Raw genomic sequence first — 15745 nt, forward strand, 5'->3', positions numbered from 1 at the left:
TGCGGCCGCTGCCTCTGTTGGTGCGTGCTCGTGGAGTGCGTGCTGATTCGCCGGAGACCCCCAATGTCGATCCTTCTAAAGCGCCGCAATCGGCGCTCAGCCCGAACCGTTGCCAGCATCCTCCTCCTGCTCTCTGTGCCGTTTTGGCTCATTGGATGCGGGGGGGAGCCGGACGCCAAGGATGGGACCCCGTCTGAGAGCAGGGCCGAGGCGGCCGATGACTCGCCGCTGGAGCATGCGGTGAAGCACCTCGACCCGACCTATGTCTGTCCGATGCACCCGCAGATCGTCAAGGACGAGCCGGGCAGCTGCCCGATCTGCGGGATGGATCTGGTCGAGAAGACGCCTGACCCGGTGCCGTCGGAGTCGCTCGCGGCGGCTGCCGACGATACCGCGATGGAGCATGCCAAGAAGCATCTGGACCCGAAATACGTCTGCCCGATGCACCCGCAGATCGTCAAGGACGAGCCCGGGACCTGCCCGATCTGCGGCATGGACCTGGTCGAGAAGATGATGGACCCGATGACCGGCAAGCATCCGGAGGTGGCGTTGACGCCGGCGGTGATCCAGACGCTCGGGGTGCGCACGGCCAGCGTCGAGCGCGGGACGCTCTGGAAGTACATCAAGACCGTCGGCCGGGTCGAATACGACGAGACGCGGTTGGCGCACGTGCATCCGCGCGCCGAGGGTTGGATCGAGTCGCTGAGTCTGCGCGCCGAGGGGGAGCCGGTTGCGGCCGGTCAGCAGCTCGCCGAGCTCTATGCGCCGGAGATCCTGAGCGCTCAGGTCGATTTCCTGCTGGCGCAGGACCGCAATGCGGCCGATCAGAGGCGGGTCAGTGCCGACAAGGCGCGCAATATCCTGCGGCTGTTGGCTGTGCCGGATGACGTAATCCGAGAGATCGAGCGCACCGGCGAGGCGCGCAACCGCATCCCGGTGCGGGCGCCGATCGGCGGCATCGTCACGCAGATGGAGGCGCGCGACGGGATGTACGTGACCGAGGCCAGCGAGCTGTTCACGATCGCCGATCTGAGCCAGGTCTGGGTGATGGTCGACATCTACGAGCATCAGATCGACTGGCTGGCGGAGGGCTTGTCGGCCGAGATGACGGTGCCGGCGCGGCCGGGGCGGACCTGGGAGGGGACCGTCGATTATCTCTATCCGGAGCTGGACCCGGAGACCCGCACGCTGCGGGTGCGGTTGGTGTTCGAGAACCCGGACTTGGTGCTGAAGCCGAACATGTTCGCCGATGTGGTGATCTACGGCGGGCCGAAGCGGGAGGTGCTCAAGATCCCGGCGGAGGCGTTGATCGTGACCGGTGAGCGCGAATCGGTGGTGATGGCGCTGGGGGATGGGCGCTTCCAGCCGGTCGATGTGGTGACCGGGATGCAGCGCGCTGGCGAGGTCGAGATCCTGTCAGGGCTCGAGGAGGGCGAGGAGATCGTCGTCTCCGGGCAGTTCCTGATCGATTCGGAGTCGAACCTGCAGGCGAGCTTTCGGCGCATGTCGGATGCAGGTGGCTCGGGGGACGATGGCGCGGGGGCTGGCGGCGATAGCGGTGCTGGCGGCGAGATGGCCGCGGGAGGGGCACATGCGCATCATTGATCCCTTGCGCACGCTGTGTCTGCGACCGAGGCTCGATCATGCGTCTGGGCCGGGGTGGCGAGCACTGCAGGCAGCGGTTTGGCGCACGCATTGCGTTTTTCGCCGCTGGATCATGCCGGCTTTTGGGCGCCTTCCGTTCGCGCCCTGGCCGGGGAGTGCGGCGCTCGAGCAGCGTGTTGCGCAGTCGCTGCGGCTCGTGCCGGGGGCGTGTCGGTTCGGCCTTGGAGGTTGGGGTGGTCGGGCAGCGCCCGTCGGGGGTCGCCGTGAATCCGTCCCTGGAGGCTCGGCGACAGCATCCTTGCTGTCGACGCCCCCGACGAGCGCCACCCGACCACCCCTACGCGCTCAGGGGGTAGTTTGGGTTGGGCCTGGTGACGGGCTTGATCGATTGGCCCTGGATCGGACGTTGCTGGCGGCTGCCGGAGGTGGGCGATGAACGCTGTCATCCTCTGGTCGATCAAGAACCGTTTCCTGGTGCTGGTCGCGGCGGTGCTGCTGACCGGGTGGGGTGTCGTGGCGGTGAAGCAGACGCCGCTCGATGCGATCCCGGACCTGTCCGATGTGCAGGTGATCATCAAGACCGGCTTTCCGGGGCAGTCGCCGCGGGTGGTCGAGGAGCAAGTGACCTATCCGATCACGACGACGATGCTGTCGGTGCCGGGCGCGAAGGCGGTGCGCGGCTATAGCTTCTTCGGCGATTCCTACGTCTATGTGATCTTCGAGGATGGGACTGATCTGTATTGGGCGCGGGCGCGGGTGCTCGAGTACCTGAACCAAGCGGCGTCGGCGCTGCCGGATGGGGTGCAGCCGCGCCTCGGGCCGGATGCGACCGGGGTCGGGTGGGTCTACAGCTATGCGTTGGTGGATCGCACCGGCCAGCATGACCTGGCCGAGCTGACCAGTCTGCAGAACTGGTTTCTGAAGTTTGAGCTGCAGACGGTGCCCGGGGTCTCCGAGGTCGCGACCGTCGGCGGGATGGTGCGCCAGTATCAGATCGTCGTCGATCCGGAGAAGCTGCGCGCCTATGAGATCCCGCTGCAGCGTGTGATGGACGCGGTGCAGAAGGCCAATCGCGAGGTCGGCGGCTCGGTGGTCGAGCTGGCCGAGGCCGAGTACATGGTACGCACGCGCGGCTATCTGACCTCGCTCGAGGATATCGAGCTGATCGCGGTCGACACCGCGGCGGATGGGACGCCGGTGCTGCTGCGTGACATCGCGCGGGTGCAGATCGGGCCGGAGATGCGCCGGGTGGTGGCCGATCTCGACGGCGAGGGCGAGATCACCGGCGGCATCGTGGTGATGCGCTATGGGGAGAACGCGCTCGCGACCATCGAGGCGGTGAAGGCGCGTATCGACGAGCTGCGCGCCGGGCTCCCGCACGGCGTCGAGATCGTCGAGACCTATGATCGCTCGCAGCTGATCCTGGATGCGGTCGACAACCTGCAGACCAAGCTGATCGAGGAGTTCATCGTCGTCGCGCTGGTCTGCATCGCGTTCCTGCTGCATCTGCGGTCGTCGCTGGTGGTGATCATCAGCCTGCCGCTCGGCATCCTGGTCGCGTTCATCGTGATGAATGGCCAGGGCATCAACGCCAACATCATGTCGCTCGGCGGCATCGCGATCGCGATCGGCGCGATGGTCGATGCGGCGATCGTGATGATCGAGAACGCGCACAAGCACCTGGAGCGCTACGAGGCCGAGCACGGTGAGCGCCCGCGCGGCGAGGCGCACTGGCGGGTGATCGGCGAGGCCGCGGTCGAGGTCGGCCCGGCGCTGTTCTTCTCGCTGTTGATCATCACACTGAGCTTCCTGCCGGTGTTCACGCTGCAGGCGCAGGAGGGACGGCTGTTCTCGCCGCTGGCGTTTACCAAGACCTATGCGATGGCGGCGGCGGCCGGGATCGCGGTGACCCTGGTGCCGGTGCTGATGGGCTATCTTATCCGCGGCCGCATCCCGAACGAGCAGCGCAATCCGCTGAACCGGTTCCTGATCTGGCTCTATCGGCCGTTCCTGCGCGCGGTGCTGCGATTGCCGCGGACGACGATCGCGGTCTCGGTGATGTTGCTGCTGAGCACGCTGATCCCACTGGCCGGGATCGGCGGGCTGCTGGAGCCGCTGAAGTGGCCGTTTCAGGCGGCATCGGCGGTGTCGGGTACCTTGGGCGGCGTGGCGGCGGCGGTTCCCGAGTCAGCGGAGCCAAGCGTGGGAGCGGATGGCGTCTCGCGCGCAGCAGGTCAGGGCCGCGACGATGGCGGGCTGCAGGAAGGGGTGATGCTCGCCAGTGCGACCGAGAGCCGCCGGGCGATCGAGGACTCGGCTGGGTTCAGCGAGAGGGCCATCGAGCGGATCGAAGGCTGGCAGGCGGGCCTGTCCGATGCCTGGCGCAGCACCTTCCGCGGTGTGCCGGTGCTCGAGGAGTGGCACCGCGGGCTCGGCTCCGAGTTCATGCCCGACCTCTACGAGGGTGATCTGATGTACATGCCGACGACGCTGCCGGGGCTGTCGATCGGCAAGGCGCAGGAGCTGCTGCAGCAGACCGACCGGCTGATCGCGACCCTGCCGGAGGTGGAGCGGGTGTTCGGCAAGATCGGCCGTGCCGACACCGCGACCGATCCAGCGCCCTTGACCATGATCGAGACCCTGATTCAGCTCAAGCCCGAGTCCGAGTGGCGCGACGGGATGACCGTCGACAAACTGATCGACGAGCTCGATGCGACCGTCGACCTGCCCGGTGTGACCAACGCTTGGGTGATGCCGATCAAGACCCGCATCGACATGCTCGCCACCGGCATCAAGACCCCGGTCGGGGTCAAGATCGCCGGCCCCGATCTGAAGGAGATCGAGCGCATCGGCCAGGCGATCGAGCGCGCGGTGACGCCGATCGAAGGCACCACCTCGGCCTTCTCCGAGCGGGTCGCCGGCGGGCGCTACATCGAGGTGCGCCCGGACCGCTTGGCCGCGGCCCGGGTCGGGCTCAACGTCGACGACATCAACCGCATCGTCGCCGCCGCGATCGGCGGGATCAATCTGACCCAGACGGTTGAGGGGCTGGAGCGCTACCCGGTCAACCTCCGCTTCCCGCGCGAACAGCGCGATAGCGTGCAGGAGCTGCGCGAGCTGCCGATCGTCACCCCCACCGGTGCCCAGGTGCCGCTGTCGCAGGTCGCCGAGGTGGTGATCGCCGACGGCGCGCCGATGCTGAAAAGCGAGAACGCGCGCCTGAACGGCTGGACCTTCGTCGACATCCGCGGGCGCGATCTGGGCAGTTGGATCAGCGAGGCGAAGCAGGTGGTACGCGACCAGGTTGAGCTGCCGCCCGGCTACTCGCTCACCTGGTCCGGCCAGTACGAGTATATGGAGCGGGCGCGCGAGCGATTGAATCAAGTCGTGCCGGTGACGCTGGCGATCATCTTCCTGCTCCTGTACCTGACCTTCCGCAGTGCCGGCGAGGCGCTGTTGGTGATGCTGTCGCTGCCGTTTGCGTTGGTCGGCGGCTTCTGGCTGATCTATCTGCTCGGCTACAACCTGTCGGTGGCGGTGGCGGTGGGATTCATCGCCTTGGCTGGTGTCGCGGCCGAGTTCGGCGTGGTGATGCTGGTCTATCTGGACAACGCGCTCCGACAGTGGCGCGAGGAGGGCCGGCTGAACACGCTCGACGACCTGAAAGGCGCGATCGAGGAGGGCGCGGTGCTGCGCATCCGGCCGAAGGCGATGACGGTCGCGACCATCTTCGCCGGGCTGCTGCCGATCATGCTCTTCGGGGGCGTCGGCTCGGAGGTGATGCGCCGCATCGCCGCGCCGATGGTCGGCGGCATGATCACCGCACCGCTGCTGAGCCTGTTCGTGATCCCGGCGATCTATCTGCTGTGGCGCCAGCGGGGGTTGCGGCGCGGGGAGCCGTCGGAGGAGGGTGTCTCAGTGCGTGAGGCGGAGCCGGTGGCAACGGGTTGAGGTCACCCCCTCATCAGTTCCGCTGTTGGGCGTTGACGACGCATCTGCCCCCCAGGCTAGCCTCCCGCTTCGGGTCAACCGGGACGCTCAGGTCGCCTCAGGGTGGCTTGGATTTTCTATTCGCTATTTGGGCTACAATGTAGCCCAAACTCAACGAGAGGATCACCCCATGTCTGAAAACACTGTTGTCCGAGCCCGCATCGACGGGCACATCAAGGATGAAGCAGCCGCTGTGCTGGCATCGATGGGTCTCACCGTGTCCGATGCGTTCCGCATGCTGCTGACCCGCGTTGCCCGCGAGAAGGCGCTCCCGTTCGAGCCACTGGTTCCGAACGAAACCACCATCGCGGCCATGCGCGAGGCCCGCGCCGGTAACCTTGAAGGCTTCGACAGCGTCGAGGCACTGATGGCGGATTTGCATGCGAAGGATTGAGCGCACCGGCCAGTTCAAACGCGACTACAAGCGAGAGGCTAAGCGGCCCCATGCCGTGCTCGATGCGGAACTGATGCCGATCGTGACGGCATTGGCGGATGATCTGCCCCTGGAGCCGCATCACCGCGACCACGCCCTAACCGGCGACTGGAAAGATCACCGGGACTGTCACGTCAAGCCCGACTTGGTGTTGATCTACCGAAAGCCCGATGGTGAGGTGTTGCAGCTCGTGCGCATCGGCTCGCACAGCGATCTAGGTCTATGATCCTGCACAAAGGTTGGTGATGGGTGGATCGACAGGAGGATAAATAGATTTCGAGCGGGGAGCTCTCTCTGCCGCAGACAACGATCCTGGTCGCGATGGTCTTACTGCTCAGCGCCTGGTATCCGCTCTCCAGGCTCGGCTCCGCGTGCATGCCCGATCTGTACGAAGGCGACCTGATGTACATGCCGACGAGCCACCGACCCGGCGCCGCTGACCATGATCGAGACCCTGCTTCAGCTCAAGCCCGAATCCGAGTGGCGCGACGGGATGACGGTCGACAAACTGATCGACGAGCTCGATGCGACCGTCGACCTGCCCGGCGTGACCAACGCCTGGGTGATGCCAATCAAGACTTCCGCAGCCACGTGGACGGCTCGGCCCACCGCCTGACCCCGAATCGGCGACCGAGATCCAGCACCTGCTGGACGCCACGGTGACGATGGCGTTCGACGAGTGCACCCCCTTCCCGGCCGAAGAGCGCGTGGCGGCCGAGTCCATGCGGCTCTCCATGCGGTGGGCGGCCCGGTCGCGGGCGGCGTTCGTGGCGCGGGCGGGCTACGGCCAGCTCGGCATCGTGCAGGGCTCGGTGTATCCGGAGCTCCGCGCGGAGAGCGTCGAGGCCCTGACCGCCATCGGGTTCGAGGGCTACGCCATCGGCGGCCTGGCGGTCGGCGAGGGGCACGCGCGCATGCTGGCGACGCTGGACGGGACGGTGCCGCGGATCACGGCCGGGGCGCTGCGCTACCTGATGGGGGTGGGCAAGCCGGTGGACCTGGTGGAGGCGCTGCGCCGCGGCGTGGACCTGTTCGACTGCGTGCTGCCGACCCGGTCGGGGCGGACGGCGCAGACGTTCACCAAGCGCGGCACGGTGAACCTGCGCAACGCGCGCCACGCCGACGACCCGCGGCCGCTGGAGGAGGGGTGCGGGTGCCCAGCGAGCCAAGGGTATTCCCGCGGCTACCTGCACCACCTGATCCGCACCGGCGAGATCCTGGGGGCGATGCTGCTGACCTGGCACAACCTGCGGCACTATCAGGACCTGATGGCCGGAATGCGGGCGGCGATCGAAGAGGGACGGTTCGCGGGGTTCGCGGCGGGGATCCTGGAGGGGTTGGCGCAGGGGGACGTGGAACGGGTTTGATGGGCCGCCTTGTGGCGGCGGTCCGGTTCCGGCGCCGTCGGCCCCAGCGACCGTTCGGGCTCCGTGCCGGAACCGGTGGACGGGTCGTCTCGCTCGAACACGGGCTCGATCACCCGAGGCCCGCGCGGGCTCCCCGTCCACGGATGGCCTCTCCGGCTTCGCGCCGGGTGGGCAAATGAGCGATACATGGGCGCCGGTCAGCGCGGCGCGTGCATCGATCCGCCCATCAGGCCGCCTTGCGCGCGCGCCGCTTCATCACGCCGACCACGCCGAGGCCGCCGAGCAGCAGGGCGGCGGTGGGGGGCAGCGGGACGGCGGCGGGTGTTTCGTCGACGGCGAAGACGAACTCGCTGCCTGGAAAGACGGTGACGGTGTTCACGCCGGGTCCGGAAGGGCTGAAGTACCATGAGGTCAGCGCCGCATTGGGAACTGGCAGGCTGTAGGCGAACAGAGGCCCCCAGCTGCCGAAGTTGGGAACGCCGAGTTGGTTGCCGAGTGCGGCGGCGAGCCCCTGCGCCAAGGTCGTGTTGTCCCACCACGGCTGGCTCTGGAGCAGACTGGCGGTCGGGGTGTCGTTGTATACCCCGGTCAGGGTTCCGATCGTGTAGTCGGTGCCGTCGAACGTCACGGCGATCGGCGCCGCCTGCGCGGCACCGAGCGAGGTCATCGCCACAACGAGGCCGGCGAGGGCGCTGCGTATGATAGTGAAAGCACGGGTCATGGTCGCTACTCCAGCGGATGCGAGTGAAGGTTCGGGTACGCCGACGGTGCTCACCTGCGCCGCCGGCGGATGCGGCGAGACCATGGAGGCCGCCGCGCAGAGGGGCGGCGGCACGTCGCGGTGGATTAGGGGGGGCGGATGGGACCGCCCCGCGCATCGTGTGCGTTCAGGCCCATCGCCGGCTCCTGGCCGCCACCATCCCCGCCAGGCCGATGCCGAACAGCGCCAGCGCGGCCGGCGCCGGCACCGGCACCGTACCGGACGGCAGGATCTCGCCGCTGAGCGATGCCCCCTCTGCGACGTCGCGGAGGTTGGACCCGTTCAGCCTCGACCACTCGTAAATATTGCCGGGAAACGCCCCCAGATCCATCGACAGGTCCGTTCCCAGCTCGCCGAGCGGAACGATATCTGTTGCCCGAAGGATTGGCCCGAACGCATTTCCGAACGTGTAACCTGTCCAGAAGTCACCGTCGATCAAGACCGAGAAGGCTGCTCCGGCAGTCGTGTTCTCGTCCACATAGGTGTACTCCGGGAACGCGGTCGTATTACCGCCCGCCACCGACACCGCGAAATTGCCGATCGTGTCGGTGTCGGTGTCGAAGTCGAAAAAGCCGCCGTAGGTACCGCCATCGGCGAAGGTTCCGTTGTTGATGGTGTAGCGGATCAGCTCCGCCTGGGCCGCCCCTGCCGGGATCAGCCCGGCGGCGACGACCGCGGCGATCAGCGTGCTGCGCGACATTGTGTCCTCCTCTCGTGATCGTGCGACACCCGAGGGTGGGTGCCGCTTGCCTATACGGTGGTCCTTAGCAAACGGCGGGCCAGAACGGCGTGGCGTCCCGGACGGGCGCCGATGGGTCGCGCACCGCAGGCGGTGGACCGGTGCCGTCGGCCGAAACGTAGCGGAATCAGAGGGTTGGCGAGATCCGGCCGCCGCCTGCTGCCGTGGACCGGATCACCCGCGGGCCACAACCGCGATCAGGACGAACCGGTAAGTCCACGCCGTCGTAAAGAATTCCGACACCCTCGCGTGGCGTCGGCGGCCGACCAGCCCCCTGATTCGCCGCACGGAACGGGAACATGTCAAAAATTGTAAAAATCAGGTGTGTCGGTATTCCGTACGCCCCGGCAGACCGGCAAGTCCTCGTTCTTCCACGCTCGGAGGCGTTCTTCCGTCCTTTGGTTGCCAATTCGGTGTCGGAATTCCTGACACCAAGTCGCCGCCCGCGCCCAGGTCCTCTCTCATATCACTCCGTCGCCGGGAACAAGTGTGCCGACACCGCGTTCCGTCGGACAGCGGCGGCGCGACCGGTGCCGGGACCGTCCCGGACGGCAGGATTCTCGCGGTCCATTATCGATGGTATCGAGCCTGTTGCGCCATTGCGGCCCCAGATGGCGAGTTGGGAGCCCGCGCAGGCCGGCTGATATACCGACACAACCGCTCGAGCTTCTGGCGTTGATCCGCCCGCGCCGCGACACCGGCGTGCAGGGAGACGCCGGCGACCCTGCCCACTCCGTCATCGAAGGACTCGTCACAGGCCGGCAGCGTCTGCAGCGTGAAGACCTTGCGACCCTGCTGTGGACCGACGGCAATCCGGTTAGGTGATCGACGAACCCAGCAGCTGTTCCGTCGGCCCGGCCTCAAGGTCATCGCCAGCCAGGTAGCTGTTCTCCGCATCGCGTTCCAGCAGCCCCTGGCGCTCGAGGTAGCGGCCGATGCGCCGTGCGAGGGTCTGAGTCAGCCCGGCCAGCTCGGTGCTGGTCGGCGCTTTTACCCAGCGGAACCGCAGTGAGCCGCCGGGGCGTTCGATATACACGCCGTCCAGGAGCAGCAAGTGGAAGTCAGCGTCGAGGCCATGATGGCGGATTTGCATGCGAAGGATTGAGCGCACCGGCCAGTTAAAACGCGACTACAAGCGAGAGGCTAAGCGGCACCATGCCGTGCTCGATGCGGAACTGATGCCCATCGTGAAGGCATTGGCGGATGATCTGCCCCTGGAGCCGCATTACCGCGACCACGCCCTAACCGGCGGCTGGAAAGATCACCGGGACTGTCACGTCAAGCCCGACTTGGTGTTGATCTACCGAAAGCCCGATGGCCAGTTGTTGCAGCTCGTGCGGCTTGGCTCGCACAGCAAGCTAGATCTATGAGCCGGCTCACAGGGTGGTGATTGGTGGATCGACAGACGGATACCGACATGGCCGTCGCGTCACCGGGATGCGGACCTGTCCCATACTGCCGCCGCCATCCCGAGCAAACCGCCCTCTACCGAGTCGCCCACTGGAGCCCGTTGGCTGGTAGATCTTTGTTGGATGGCGTACGTCGAGGCAACGCGGGGCGATCAGCGTCACCGGTTTGTATGCTAGGCCCCTTGCAACGTCCGGATATTTTACATTTGCTCTCGCTGCTGGCTTTGGGTCTCGTCATTCCTAGCTCCAAAAGCCTGAAATTTATAGGAAACACTTTTTTTGGTACGGACTTTGCTCTAGTCCGCCCGCGATTGATTCGCAGTTTGAAAAATGTATGGTCCACCCCGGTGGCGACTTCCGCGAATCGGGATCGGCGCTTGCTTGGTGTTCGCGGCCGCGCTTGGCGCGCAGCAGGCCACAGCCGGGTTGGTGACGTTTCAGACCTATGCCGGCACGTTCGGGCAAATCCGGCGGTCGGGACTCCGCTAAACGACGCCGTCGCCACCAGTGTCGCCCCGATCCCCCTGCCGCCCGCCGCCTTGCTGTTGCTCGGCGGCCTCGGCGCGCTCGGGCTCGTCAAGCGTCGGCGGGCCTGAGCGACGGGTCAAAAAAACCGCGCGAACGGCTCTCTGATCGAGGATATAGAAATGAACTGCATTGCTCAAATGCTCCGTCGAACGCTGGGCGCACCGGCCCTTGCCCTGTGCCTTGCTGTCGCCCCCATGCCTGCGCTGTCAGCGACCGTTTTTTTCGGCGCGGATGGGCCACTGCAGACTGCGAACTCGGAGGCCGCCTTCGCGGACTGGAGCGCAGCGGTCGGGTCGTTCACGCTCGACAATCTCGACACGCTTTTTGGCTCTCCGCTCACCTCGGGCGAGGGCAACGTCTTCACCGGCGGCACGAGCCTCTTCTCCGGCTTCCAGAACCCCGCTCCCGGCGTGCTGGAGACCACCCACCTCACCGCCTTCCTGACCAGCGGGCGCTCCTTTACCTGGACGCTGGCCGAGGCGGTCACGGCCTTCGGGTTCTTCGGCTTCGACCCCGACGGCGAGGATGTCCGTTTCTCCTTCGACGACGGTTCCGCGAAGAGCTTCACGCGAGGGACAGTCGCCGGCTCGCAGGGCTCGATCTTCTTCGGCGTGACGGACCTCGCGACCCCGGTGTCGAGCGTCGACATCTTCGCGGCGTCGACCGTCACCGACTGGGACCGCTTCGTCTACGTGACCGCACCACCGCAGGTCATCCCGCTTCCGCCCACCGCCTTCCTGCTGCTCGGCGGCCTCGGCGCGCTTGGGCTCGTCAAGTGGCGGCGCGCCTGAGCGCCGTCGCCGTCACCGGGCCGCGGCCCTCAACCCATGGGAGTAACACCGTGACCAGTATCCACCGCACCCTCCGCAACGCCCTCGCCGTGATTGGCCTCGCCGCCGCGCCGTCGGCGGTGTCGGCTGCGGTTCTCGGCGACAGCGTGTCGCTCACGATCCTCACGACCACTTCTTCGCCCATAGTCCCCATCGTGCAGGACGAGGTCTTCGGGCCGGCGACCGTGGGCGGCGGCGTCGAGTTCCCCGGCGTCGATCTGCTCGACCTGGCCCCGAACGAGGACATCGTCTACGACATCGACGTCTCGGGAGACCGGATCGACTTCACGAAGGTTGGGGACGGTCTGTTCTCGTCGGGCAGTTCGCCCAGCCTCACCGCCACCTTCAGCTTCGGCGCGCCCCTGTCGCTGTCGGACGTGGCGCTCGAAGACTACGACCCCGCCAACCCTTTTCAGTCCCCGCCGGGTATCGAGGTCTCCGGGAACGATCTTTCACTGACCTGGCTGCCTCAGGGTACCGGGACGGCGGTCTTCTTCAGGGATGACGCCTTCTCGGTCACCTTCACCGACAACGCCGCGACCCCCGCCCCCATCCCGCTGCCGCCCGCCGCGGCGCTGATGCTGGTCGGCCTCGGCGCGCTCGGGCTCGTCAGGCGCCGGGCGCGCGCGGCCGGGTGACCTCGGCGCTCGAGGCACGGCGCTGGCGGCGCGGCTCGCGGCGGGCAAGCGGCTGGGCTTCGACGATCTCCTGATGTGCAACATCGGCAACCCGCAGGCCGTGGGGCAGAAGCCGCTGACCTTCGTGCGGGAGGCGCTGGCGCTTCTCGATCACCCCGCGCTCCTCGATGCGGCCGGGACCCGTGGCCTCTTCGCCGAGGACGCCGTCGCGCGTGCCCGGCGGTTTCTGGGCGAGACCCCCGGCGGGACCGGTGCCTATGGCCACAGCAACGGCCTGCCGCAGATCCGCGAGGCCGTCGCCCGTTTCGTCGAGGCGCGGGACGGGGTCGCCGCCGATCCCGACGCCATCTACCTTACTGACGGGGCGTCGAGCGGGATCGCCAAGGTGCTGCGCCTGCTGCTGACGGGGCCGGGCGACGCGGTGCTGACGCCGGCGCCGCAATACCCGATCTACGCCGCCTGGGCCGCCGCGCTCGGGGGCCATGCGGAGGCTACGCGCTCGACGAGGCCGCGGGCTGGGACGTGACGCGCGAGAGCCTGGAGCGTGTGCTCGCCGCCTGACGGAACGCGGGGCGGCGGGCGAAGGCGCTCGTCCTCATCAATCCCGGCAATCCGACGGGCCGGGTCCTGCGCGAGGACACGCTCGCCGAGATCGCCGAGTTCTGCGCCGGCAACGGCCTTTGGCTCCTGGCCGACAAGGTCTATCAGGAGAACGTCTACGCCCCCGGCGTCCCGTTCGTCTCGGCCCGCGCGGCGGTGCGGGCGGCGCGGCGGCTACGTAGAGATGACCGGCGCGCTATCTCTGGGCCATGCTGCTGGCGCGGCTGTTCGAATCCCTACCACTGGTCTGCCCCAACTGCGGCGCGGACATGCGCATCATTGCCTTCATCACCGAGGCCGTGCCCGTCGAGCAGATCCTTACCCACATCGGTGAGCCGCCGCGTCCGCCGCCGATCTCGCCCGCACGCCCCGGCGCTGCGCTATCCTGCTTCGCTTGGGTACCAGCTCGAACCATCCTGGTTCGGTCGTTCGCTGCTTCAGCGCAGCTCACCCACCCGCCTGGGACGAGACACCCGAGCCGATGCCGGACTGGGACCTCGTCAAACAGCCCGAGCCCGACTTCGAGTTCGATCAGCGCATCTCCTGGTAGCCGCCGTCTCTCGCAGGGAACAGTGCAGCCCCTCTCGTCTCCCGCCGGCGCGTTGCGGCGCAGGTGCTCACTCCAGCACCCGGAAACGCACGTGCCCGCACGGCGCGCGACGTCCGTCAGCACCGCAGTCGGGCGTTGACGCCGCATCCCACCCCCCTACCGTTCGTCGTCCGGCCAACCCTGTCGCTCAGGGTGGCTTGGATTTCCTATCCGTTTACAGTTTTCCGCCAGCCGCCAGCCGCCAGCCGCCCGCTGCGCCGCAGCCCCCAAGCCTCTGAAAAGTCGAGATGATTCGGCCAATCGGCCGGCGCACGGCAAGCGCCGGAACCCTGTCAGGCAGTTTTACAGTTGCGGCGGCTCGTGGCGCGTCCGCCGTGTTCGGGTGTGTGCAAGCCTCTGTTGTTTAGTAGGTTTTACAAAATGGCCTGCTTCTCGCTTAAGCGCCGACGCCGAAGGATAACCTCGTCCTTTGATCAGGTTTTGACCCACTTGAATGCGCTGAAAGAGGAAACCGGCAATGGCGATGAAGACATGGCAAGGCCTGGCGGCAGCAAGTCTGCTGCTGGCGGGCGGCGGCGCGCAGGCGGCGTTGGTGCCCTACACGGTGAACGGCGTGGACCTGGTCTACGACGACGACTACACCCCGTTCGGCGCGAGCAGCCCGGGCCTGACCTGGACCGCCAACGCTAACCTGGCGGCAACGGTAACCTTCGGCGTGAGCGGCATCAACGCCAGCGGCACCATGACCTGGGACGTTGCGCAGGCCTGGATCGACGCCATGAACGCGGCCAACTACGCCGGTGCCAACGACTGGCGGCTGTGGTCGGCGCTGAACAGCGATGGCACTGGGCCGTGCGGGGGCTTCAACTGCACCGACAGCGAATTGGGGCATCTCTTCTACGAAGAGGGCGGATTGGCCCCGTACCTGTCTTTCAATAGCAGCAGCAAGCTGACCGACGTGTTTACGAATATGCAGGATTTCGCTTACTGGTCCGATACGGAGGACTCGTCCTATGCGTGGTTCTTCCTCAACAACGGAGAGCAGGGCGGCGGCCTTAAGGTCACCACGCAATACGGTTGGGCGGTTCGTCCCGGACAAATCGCCGCCGCACCGGTACCGGTGCCTGGCACGGCCTTGTTGACGGCGCTGGGCTTTGCGGCCATGGCGCTCTTGCGTCGAGCGCGGCGGCGACTTTGATGATTTGGTCGTTCGAATCGCGTCCCGGCAATGCGCGATGATCACTGCGGCCACATCCCCGGTGGCTGCTTCATCTTCACCGTCGTCACCATCCTCGCCAACGGCGGTTCGCGCAGCGCTGAAACATCGTGTGCCTTCGCGACGGGGCTTCCGCCGCACCATGGCGAAACATCCATTGCGGATCGACGGCATTGTGATCCTGCCGGACCATCTGCACAGCAAGCAGCCGCCGCGCCGGCCACCCAATCTTCCGGCGCGCAGCGAGCCGCCGCGGCCGGGCGTCCATCCTGATCGAGCAGGTCATCCGTCGGCTGCATCCCAGGGATTCCGAAGCTTCAGGTCCGCGAGAAAATCGAAGTCCTTGACGTTTCGGGTCGCCAGTGCGGCTGCATGGTGCATGGCGATGGCGGCAATCTGCATGTCCTCGATGCTCATCGGGCGTCCAAGCGATCGCGATGCTTCGGCGACGCGAGCATAGAATGGCGTTGCGGCGCAGGGGAGCGCCACGCAGCGCTCGCGGAACTCCGCAAGCAGCGCGTCGGCAGCCGCCGAGAGGCCGAGTCTCCGCTTGCCGTTCGCCAGCAGACTGACGCCGAGCTCGATCTCGGCCTTCGAGATGACACTGTTATGCAGGTCGGTATCCGCTTGGGCATCGAGCCAGCGGAGGACGTTGGGGCTCGGGTGCGTGCGCATCAGCTCCGACAGCACGTTGGTGTCGAGCAGGATCATGCGCGGGGTTCTGGGGGATCCTGATCCTCTTCGAACAGCGGCGGTTCGCGTGGTGGGCTGCGCGCCGGGATGGGCAGGTCACCGCCGCCGCAGAGCGCCGACACGCGCGCATGCAGGCGCGAGCCAAGCCCGGTGCTCGACGTCGGCTCCACCAGCGCGGCCCGGAGGCTGGCGCGTGCCTCTTCCTCCATGGAATGGCCGTGATGGGCCGCCCGCACACGCAGACGATGCTTGAGCGCGTCGTCCAGGTTTCTGATGGTCAGCATCGCCAAGGGCAGGTTTCCCCACGACGAAGGACACGGATATCCTGGGGAAGGCTAGCGTGGCGATGCGACGAAGGCAATGCATGCATCGAGCAGGGATCGCACC

General features: G+C 66.9%; 14 protein-coding genes and 4 pseudogenes. 13 read left to right on the top strand and 5 right to left on the bottom strand.

Going from position 1 to position 15745, the window contains the following annotated elements; translation table 11 throughout:
• The first annotated feature begins 63 nt into the window (after positions 1 to 63).
• The 6 genes and pseudogenes from CKO40_RS03305 to CKO40_RS03335 all read left to right on the top strand — a co-directional run.
• On the top strand, positions 64 to 1605 hold the full coding sequence (locus tag CKO40_RS03305) for an efflux RND transporter periplasmic adaptor subunit (protein ID WP_242476780.1): 1542 nt from the start codon (positions 64 to 66) through the stop codon (positions 1603 to 1605).
• Positions 1606 to 2037: 432 nt separating this feature from the next.
• Positions 2038 to 5556 (top strand): efflux RND transporter permease subunit, encoded by a 3519-nt coding sequence (locus CKO40_RS24095; protein ID WP_242476781.1) that lies wholly within the window; start codon positions 2038 to 2040, stop codon positions 5554 to 5556.
• A 169-nt stretch (positions 5557 to 5725) separates the two neighbouring features.
• Complete coding sequence (locus CKO40_RS03320; protein WP_200344715.1) at positions 5726 to 5989, top strand: type II toxin-antitoxin system RelB/DinJ family antitoxin; 264 nt, start codon at positions 5726 to 5728, stop codon at positions 5987 to 5989.
• Entirely contained in the window at positions 5976 to 6254 is a 279-nt protein-coding gene (locus tag CKO40_RS03325; protein ID WP_200344717.1) for a type II toxin-antitoxin system YafQ family toxin, read from the top strand. Before CKO40_RS03320 ends, CKO40_RS03325 begins: the two co-directional genes overlap by 14 nt.
• Positions 6255 to 6352: 98 nt before the next feature.
• Positions 6353 to 6608, top strand: a pseudogene (locus tag CKO40_RS25235) (hypothetical protein); the annotation flags it as partial.
• A gap of 46 nt (positions 6609 to 6654) precedes the next feature.
• Positions 6655 to 7395, top strand: a pseudogene (locus tag CKO40_RS03335) (tRNA guanosine(34) transglycosylase Tgt); the annotation flags it as partial.
• Between the two features lie 226 nt (positions 7396 to 7621).
• Here the strand turns inward: CKO40_RS03335 and CKO40_RS03340 are convergent.
• The 3 genes and pseudogenes from CKO40_RS03340 to CKO40_RS03350 form a co-directional block, all read right to left on the bottom strand.
• Entirely contained in the window at positions 7622 to 8116 is a 495-nt protein-coding gene (locus tag CKO40_RS03340) for a hypothetical protein (RefSeq protein WP_200344721.1), read from the bottom strand.
• 166 nt (positions 8117 to 8282) lie between these two features.
• Positions 8283 to 8855 carry a PEP-CTERM sorting domain-containing protein gene (locus CKO40_RS03345; protein ID WP_200344723.1) on the bottom strand — a complete coding sequence of 191 codons (573 nt, stop codon included), beginning with the start codon at positions 8853 to 8855 and terminating at the stop codon, positions 8283 to 8285.
• A 669-nt stretch (positions 8856 to 9524) separates the two neighbouring features.
• A pseudogene (locus CKO40_RS03350) lies at positions 9525 to 9966 on the bottom strand (transposase); the annotation flags it as partial.
• A gap of 19 nt (positions 9967 to 9985) precedes the next feature.
• On the opposite strand from CKO40_RS03350, the gene CKO40_RS03355 reads away from it, so the two are divergent.
• The 7 genes and pseudogenes from CKO40_RS03355 (at position 9986) to CKO40_RS03380 (ending at position 14647) form a co-directional block, all read left to right on the top strand.
• Positions 9986 to 10264 carry a type II toxin-antitoxin system YafQ family toxin gene (locus tag CKO40_RS03355; protein WP_200344725.1) on the top strand — a complete coding sequence of 93 codons (279 nt, stop codon included), beginning with the start codon at positions 9986 to 9988 and terminating at the stop codon, positions 10262 to 10264.
• A 221-nt stretch (positions 10265 to 10485) separates the two neighbouring features.
• Complete coding sequence (locus CKO40_RS23920) at positions 10486 to 10899, top strand: VPLPA-CTERM sorting domain-containing protein (protein ID WP_207173364.1); 414 nt, start codon at positions 10486 to 10488, stop codon at positions 10897 to 10899.
• Between the two features lie 51 nt (positions 10900 to 10950).
• Positions 10951 to 11622: a hypothetical protein gene (locus CKO40_RS03360; RefSeq protein ID WP_200344727.1), complete on the top strand. Its 672-nt coding sequence runs from the start codon at positions 10951 to 10953 to the stop codon at positions 11620 to 11622.
• A 50-nt stretch (positions 11623 to 11672) separates the two neighbouring features.
• The gene (locus tag CKO40_RS03365) at positions 11673 to 12299 is read left to right on the top strand and encodes a hypothetical protein (RefSeq protein ID WP_200344729.1); all 627 of its coding nucleotides are present in this window, start codon (positions 11673 to 11675) and stop codon (positions 12297 to 12299) included.
• A 73-nt stretch (positions 12300 to 12372) separates the two neighbouring features.
• Entirely contained in the window at positions 12373 to 12825 is a 453-nt protein-coding gene (locus CKO40_RS24800; RefSeq protein WP_200344730.1) for an aminotransferase class I/II-fold pyridoxal phosphate-dependent enzyme, read from the top strand.
• Positions 12826 to 12887: 62 nt separating this feature from the next.
• Positions 12888 to 13727: pseudogene (locus tag CKO40_RS25240) on the top strand (aminotransferase class I/II-fold pyridoxal phosphate-dependent enzyme); the annotation flags it as partial.
• 239 nt (positions 13728 to 13966) lie between these two features.
• Positions 13967 to 14647, top strand: coding sequence for an Lcl C-terminal domain-containing protein (locus CKO40_RS03380; RefSeq protein WP_200344732.1), 681 nt, complete (start codon positions 13967 to 13969; stop codon positions 14645 to 14647).
• A 300-nt stretch (positions 14648 to 14947) separates the two neighbouring features.
• Here the strand turns inward: CKO40_RS03380 and CKO40_RS03385 are convergent, their stop codons facing one another.
• Entirely contained in the window at positions 14948 to 15376 is a 429-nt protein-coding gene (locus tag CKO40_RS03385) for a PIN domain-containing protein (protein WP_200344736.1), read from the bottom strand.
• Positions 15373 to 15642 carry a FitA-like ribbon-helix-helix domain-containing protein gene (locus tag CKO40_RS03390; RefSeq protein ID WP_242476809.1) on the bottom strand — a complete coding sequence of 90 codons (270 nt, stop codon included), beginning with the start codon at positions 15640 to 15642 and terminating at the stop codon, positions 15373 to 15375. The genes CKO40_RS03385 and CKO40_RS03390 overlap by 4 nt, the downstream gene beginning before the upstream one ends.
• Between the last annotated feature and the right edge of the window lie 103 nt (positions 15643 to 15745).

This window comes from Halochromatium glycolicum (assembly GCF_016584085.1).
In the GTDB taxonomy this organism is placed as follows: domain Bacteria; phylum Pseudomonadota; class Gammaproteobacteria; order Chromatiales; family Chromatiaceae; genus Lamprobacter; species Lamprobacter glycolicus.

Excerpts from the sequence above, each read along its gene's own strand:
- CKO40_RS03305 (WP_242476780.1), top strand. The coding sequence starts at position 64 with ATGTCGATCCTTCTAAAGCGCCGCAATCGGCGCTCAGCCCGAACCGTT.
- CKO40_RS24095 (WP_242476781.1), top strand. The coding sequence starts at position 2,038 with ATGAACGCTGTCATCCTCTGGTCGATCAAGAACCGTTTCCTGGTGCTG.
- CKO40_RS03320 (WP_200344715.1), top strand. The coding sequence starts at position 5,726 with ATGTCTGAAAACACTGTTGTCCGAGCCCGCATCGACGGGCACATCAAG.
- CKO40_RS03325 (WP_200344717.1), top strand. The coding sequence starts at position 5,976 with ATGCGAAGGATTGAGCGCACCGGCCAGTTCAAACGCGACTACAAGCGA.
- CKO40_RS03340 (WP_200344721.1), bottom strand. The coding sequence starts at position 8,116 with ATGACCCGTGCTTTCACTATCATACGCAGCGCCCTCGCCGGCCTCGTT.
- CKO40_RS03345 (WP_200344723.1), bottom strand. The coding sequence starts at position 8,855 with ATGTCGCGCAGCACGCTGATCGCCGCGGTCGTCGCCGCCGGGCTGATC.
- CKO40_RS03355 (WP_200344725.1), top strand. The coding sequence starts at position 9,986 with ATGCGAAGGATTGAGCGCACCGGCCAGTTAAAACGCGACTACAAGCGA.
- CKO40_RS03360 (WP_200344727.1), top strand. The coding sequence starts at position 10,951 with ATGAACTGCATTGCTCAAATGCTCCGTCGAACGCTGGGCGCACCGGCC.
- CKO40_RS24800 (WP_200344730.1), top strand. The coding sequence starts at position 12,373 with ATGTGCAACATCGGCAACCCGCAGGCCGTGGGGCAGAAGCCGCTGACC.
- CKO40_RS03380 (WP_200344732.1), top strand. The coding sequence starts at position 13,967 with ATGGCGATGAAGACATGGCAAGGCCTGGCGGCAGCAAGTCTGCTGCTG.
- CKO40_RS03385 (WP_200344736.1), bottom strand. The coding sequence starts at position 15,376 with ATGATCCTGCTCGACACCAACGTGCTGTCGGAGCTGATGCGCACGCAC.
- CKO40_RS03390 (WP_242476809.1), bottom strand. The coding sequence starts at position 15,642 with ATGCTGACCATCAGAAACCTGGACGACGCGCTCAAGCATCGTCTGCGT.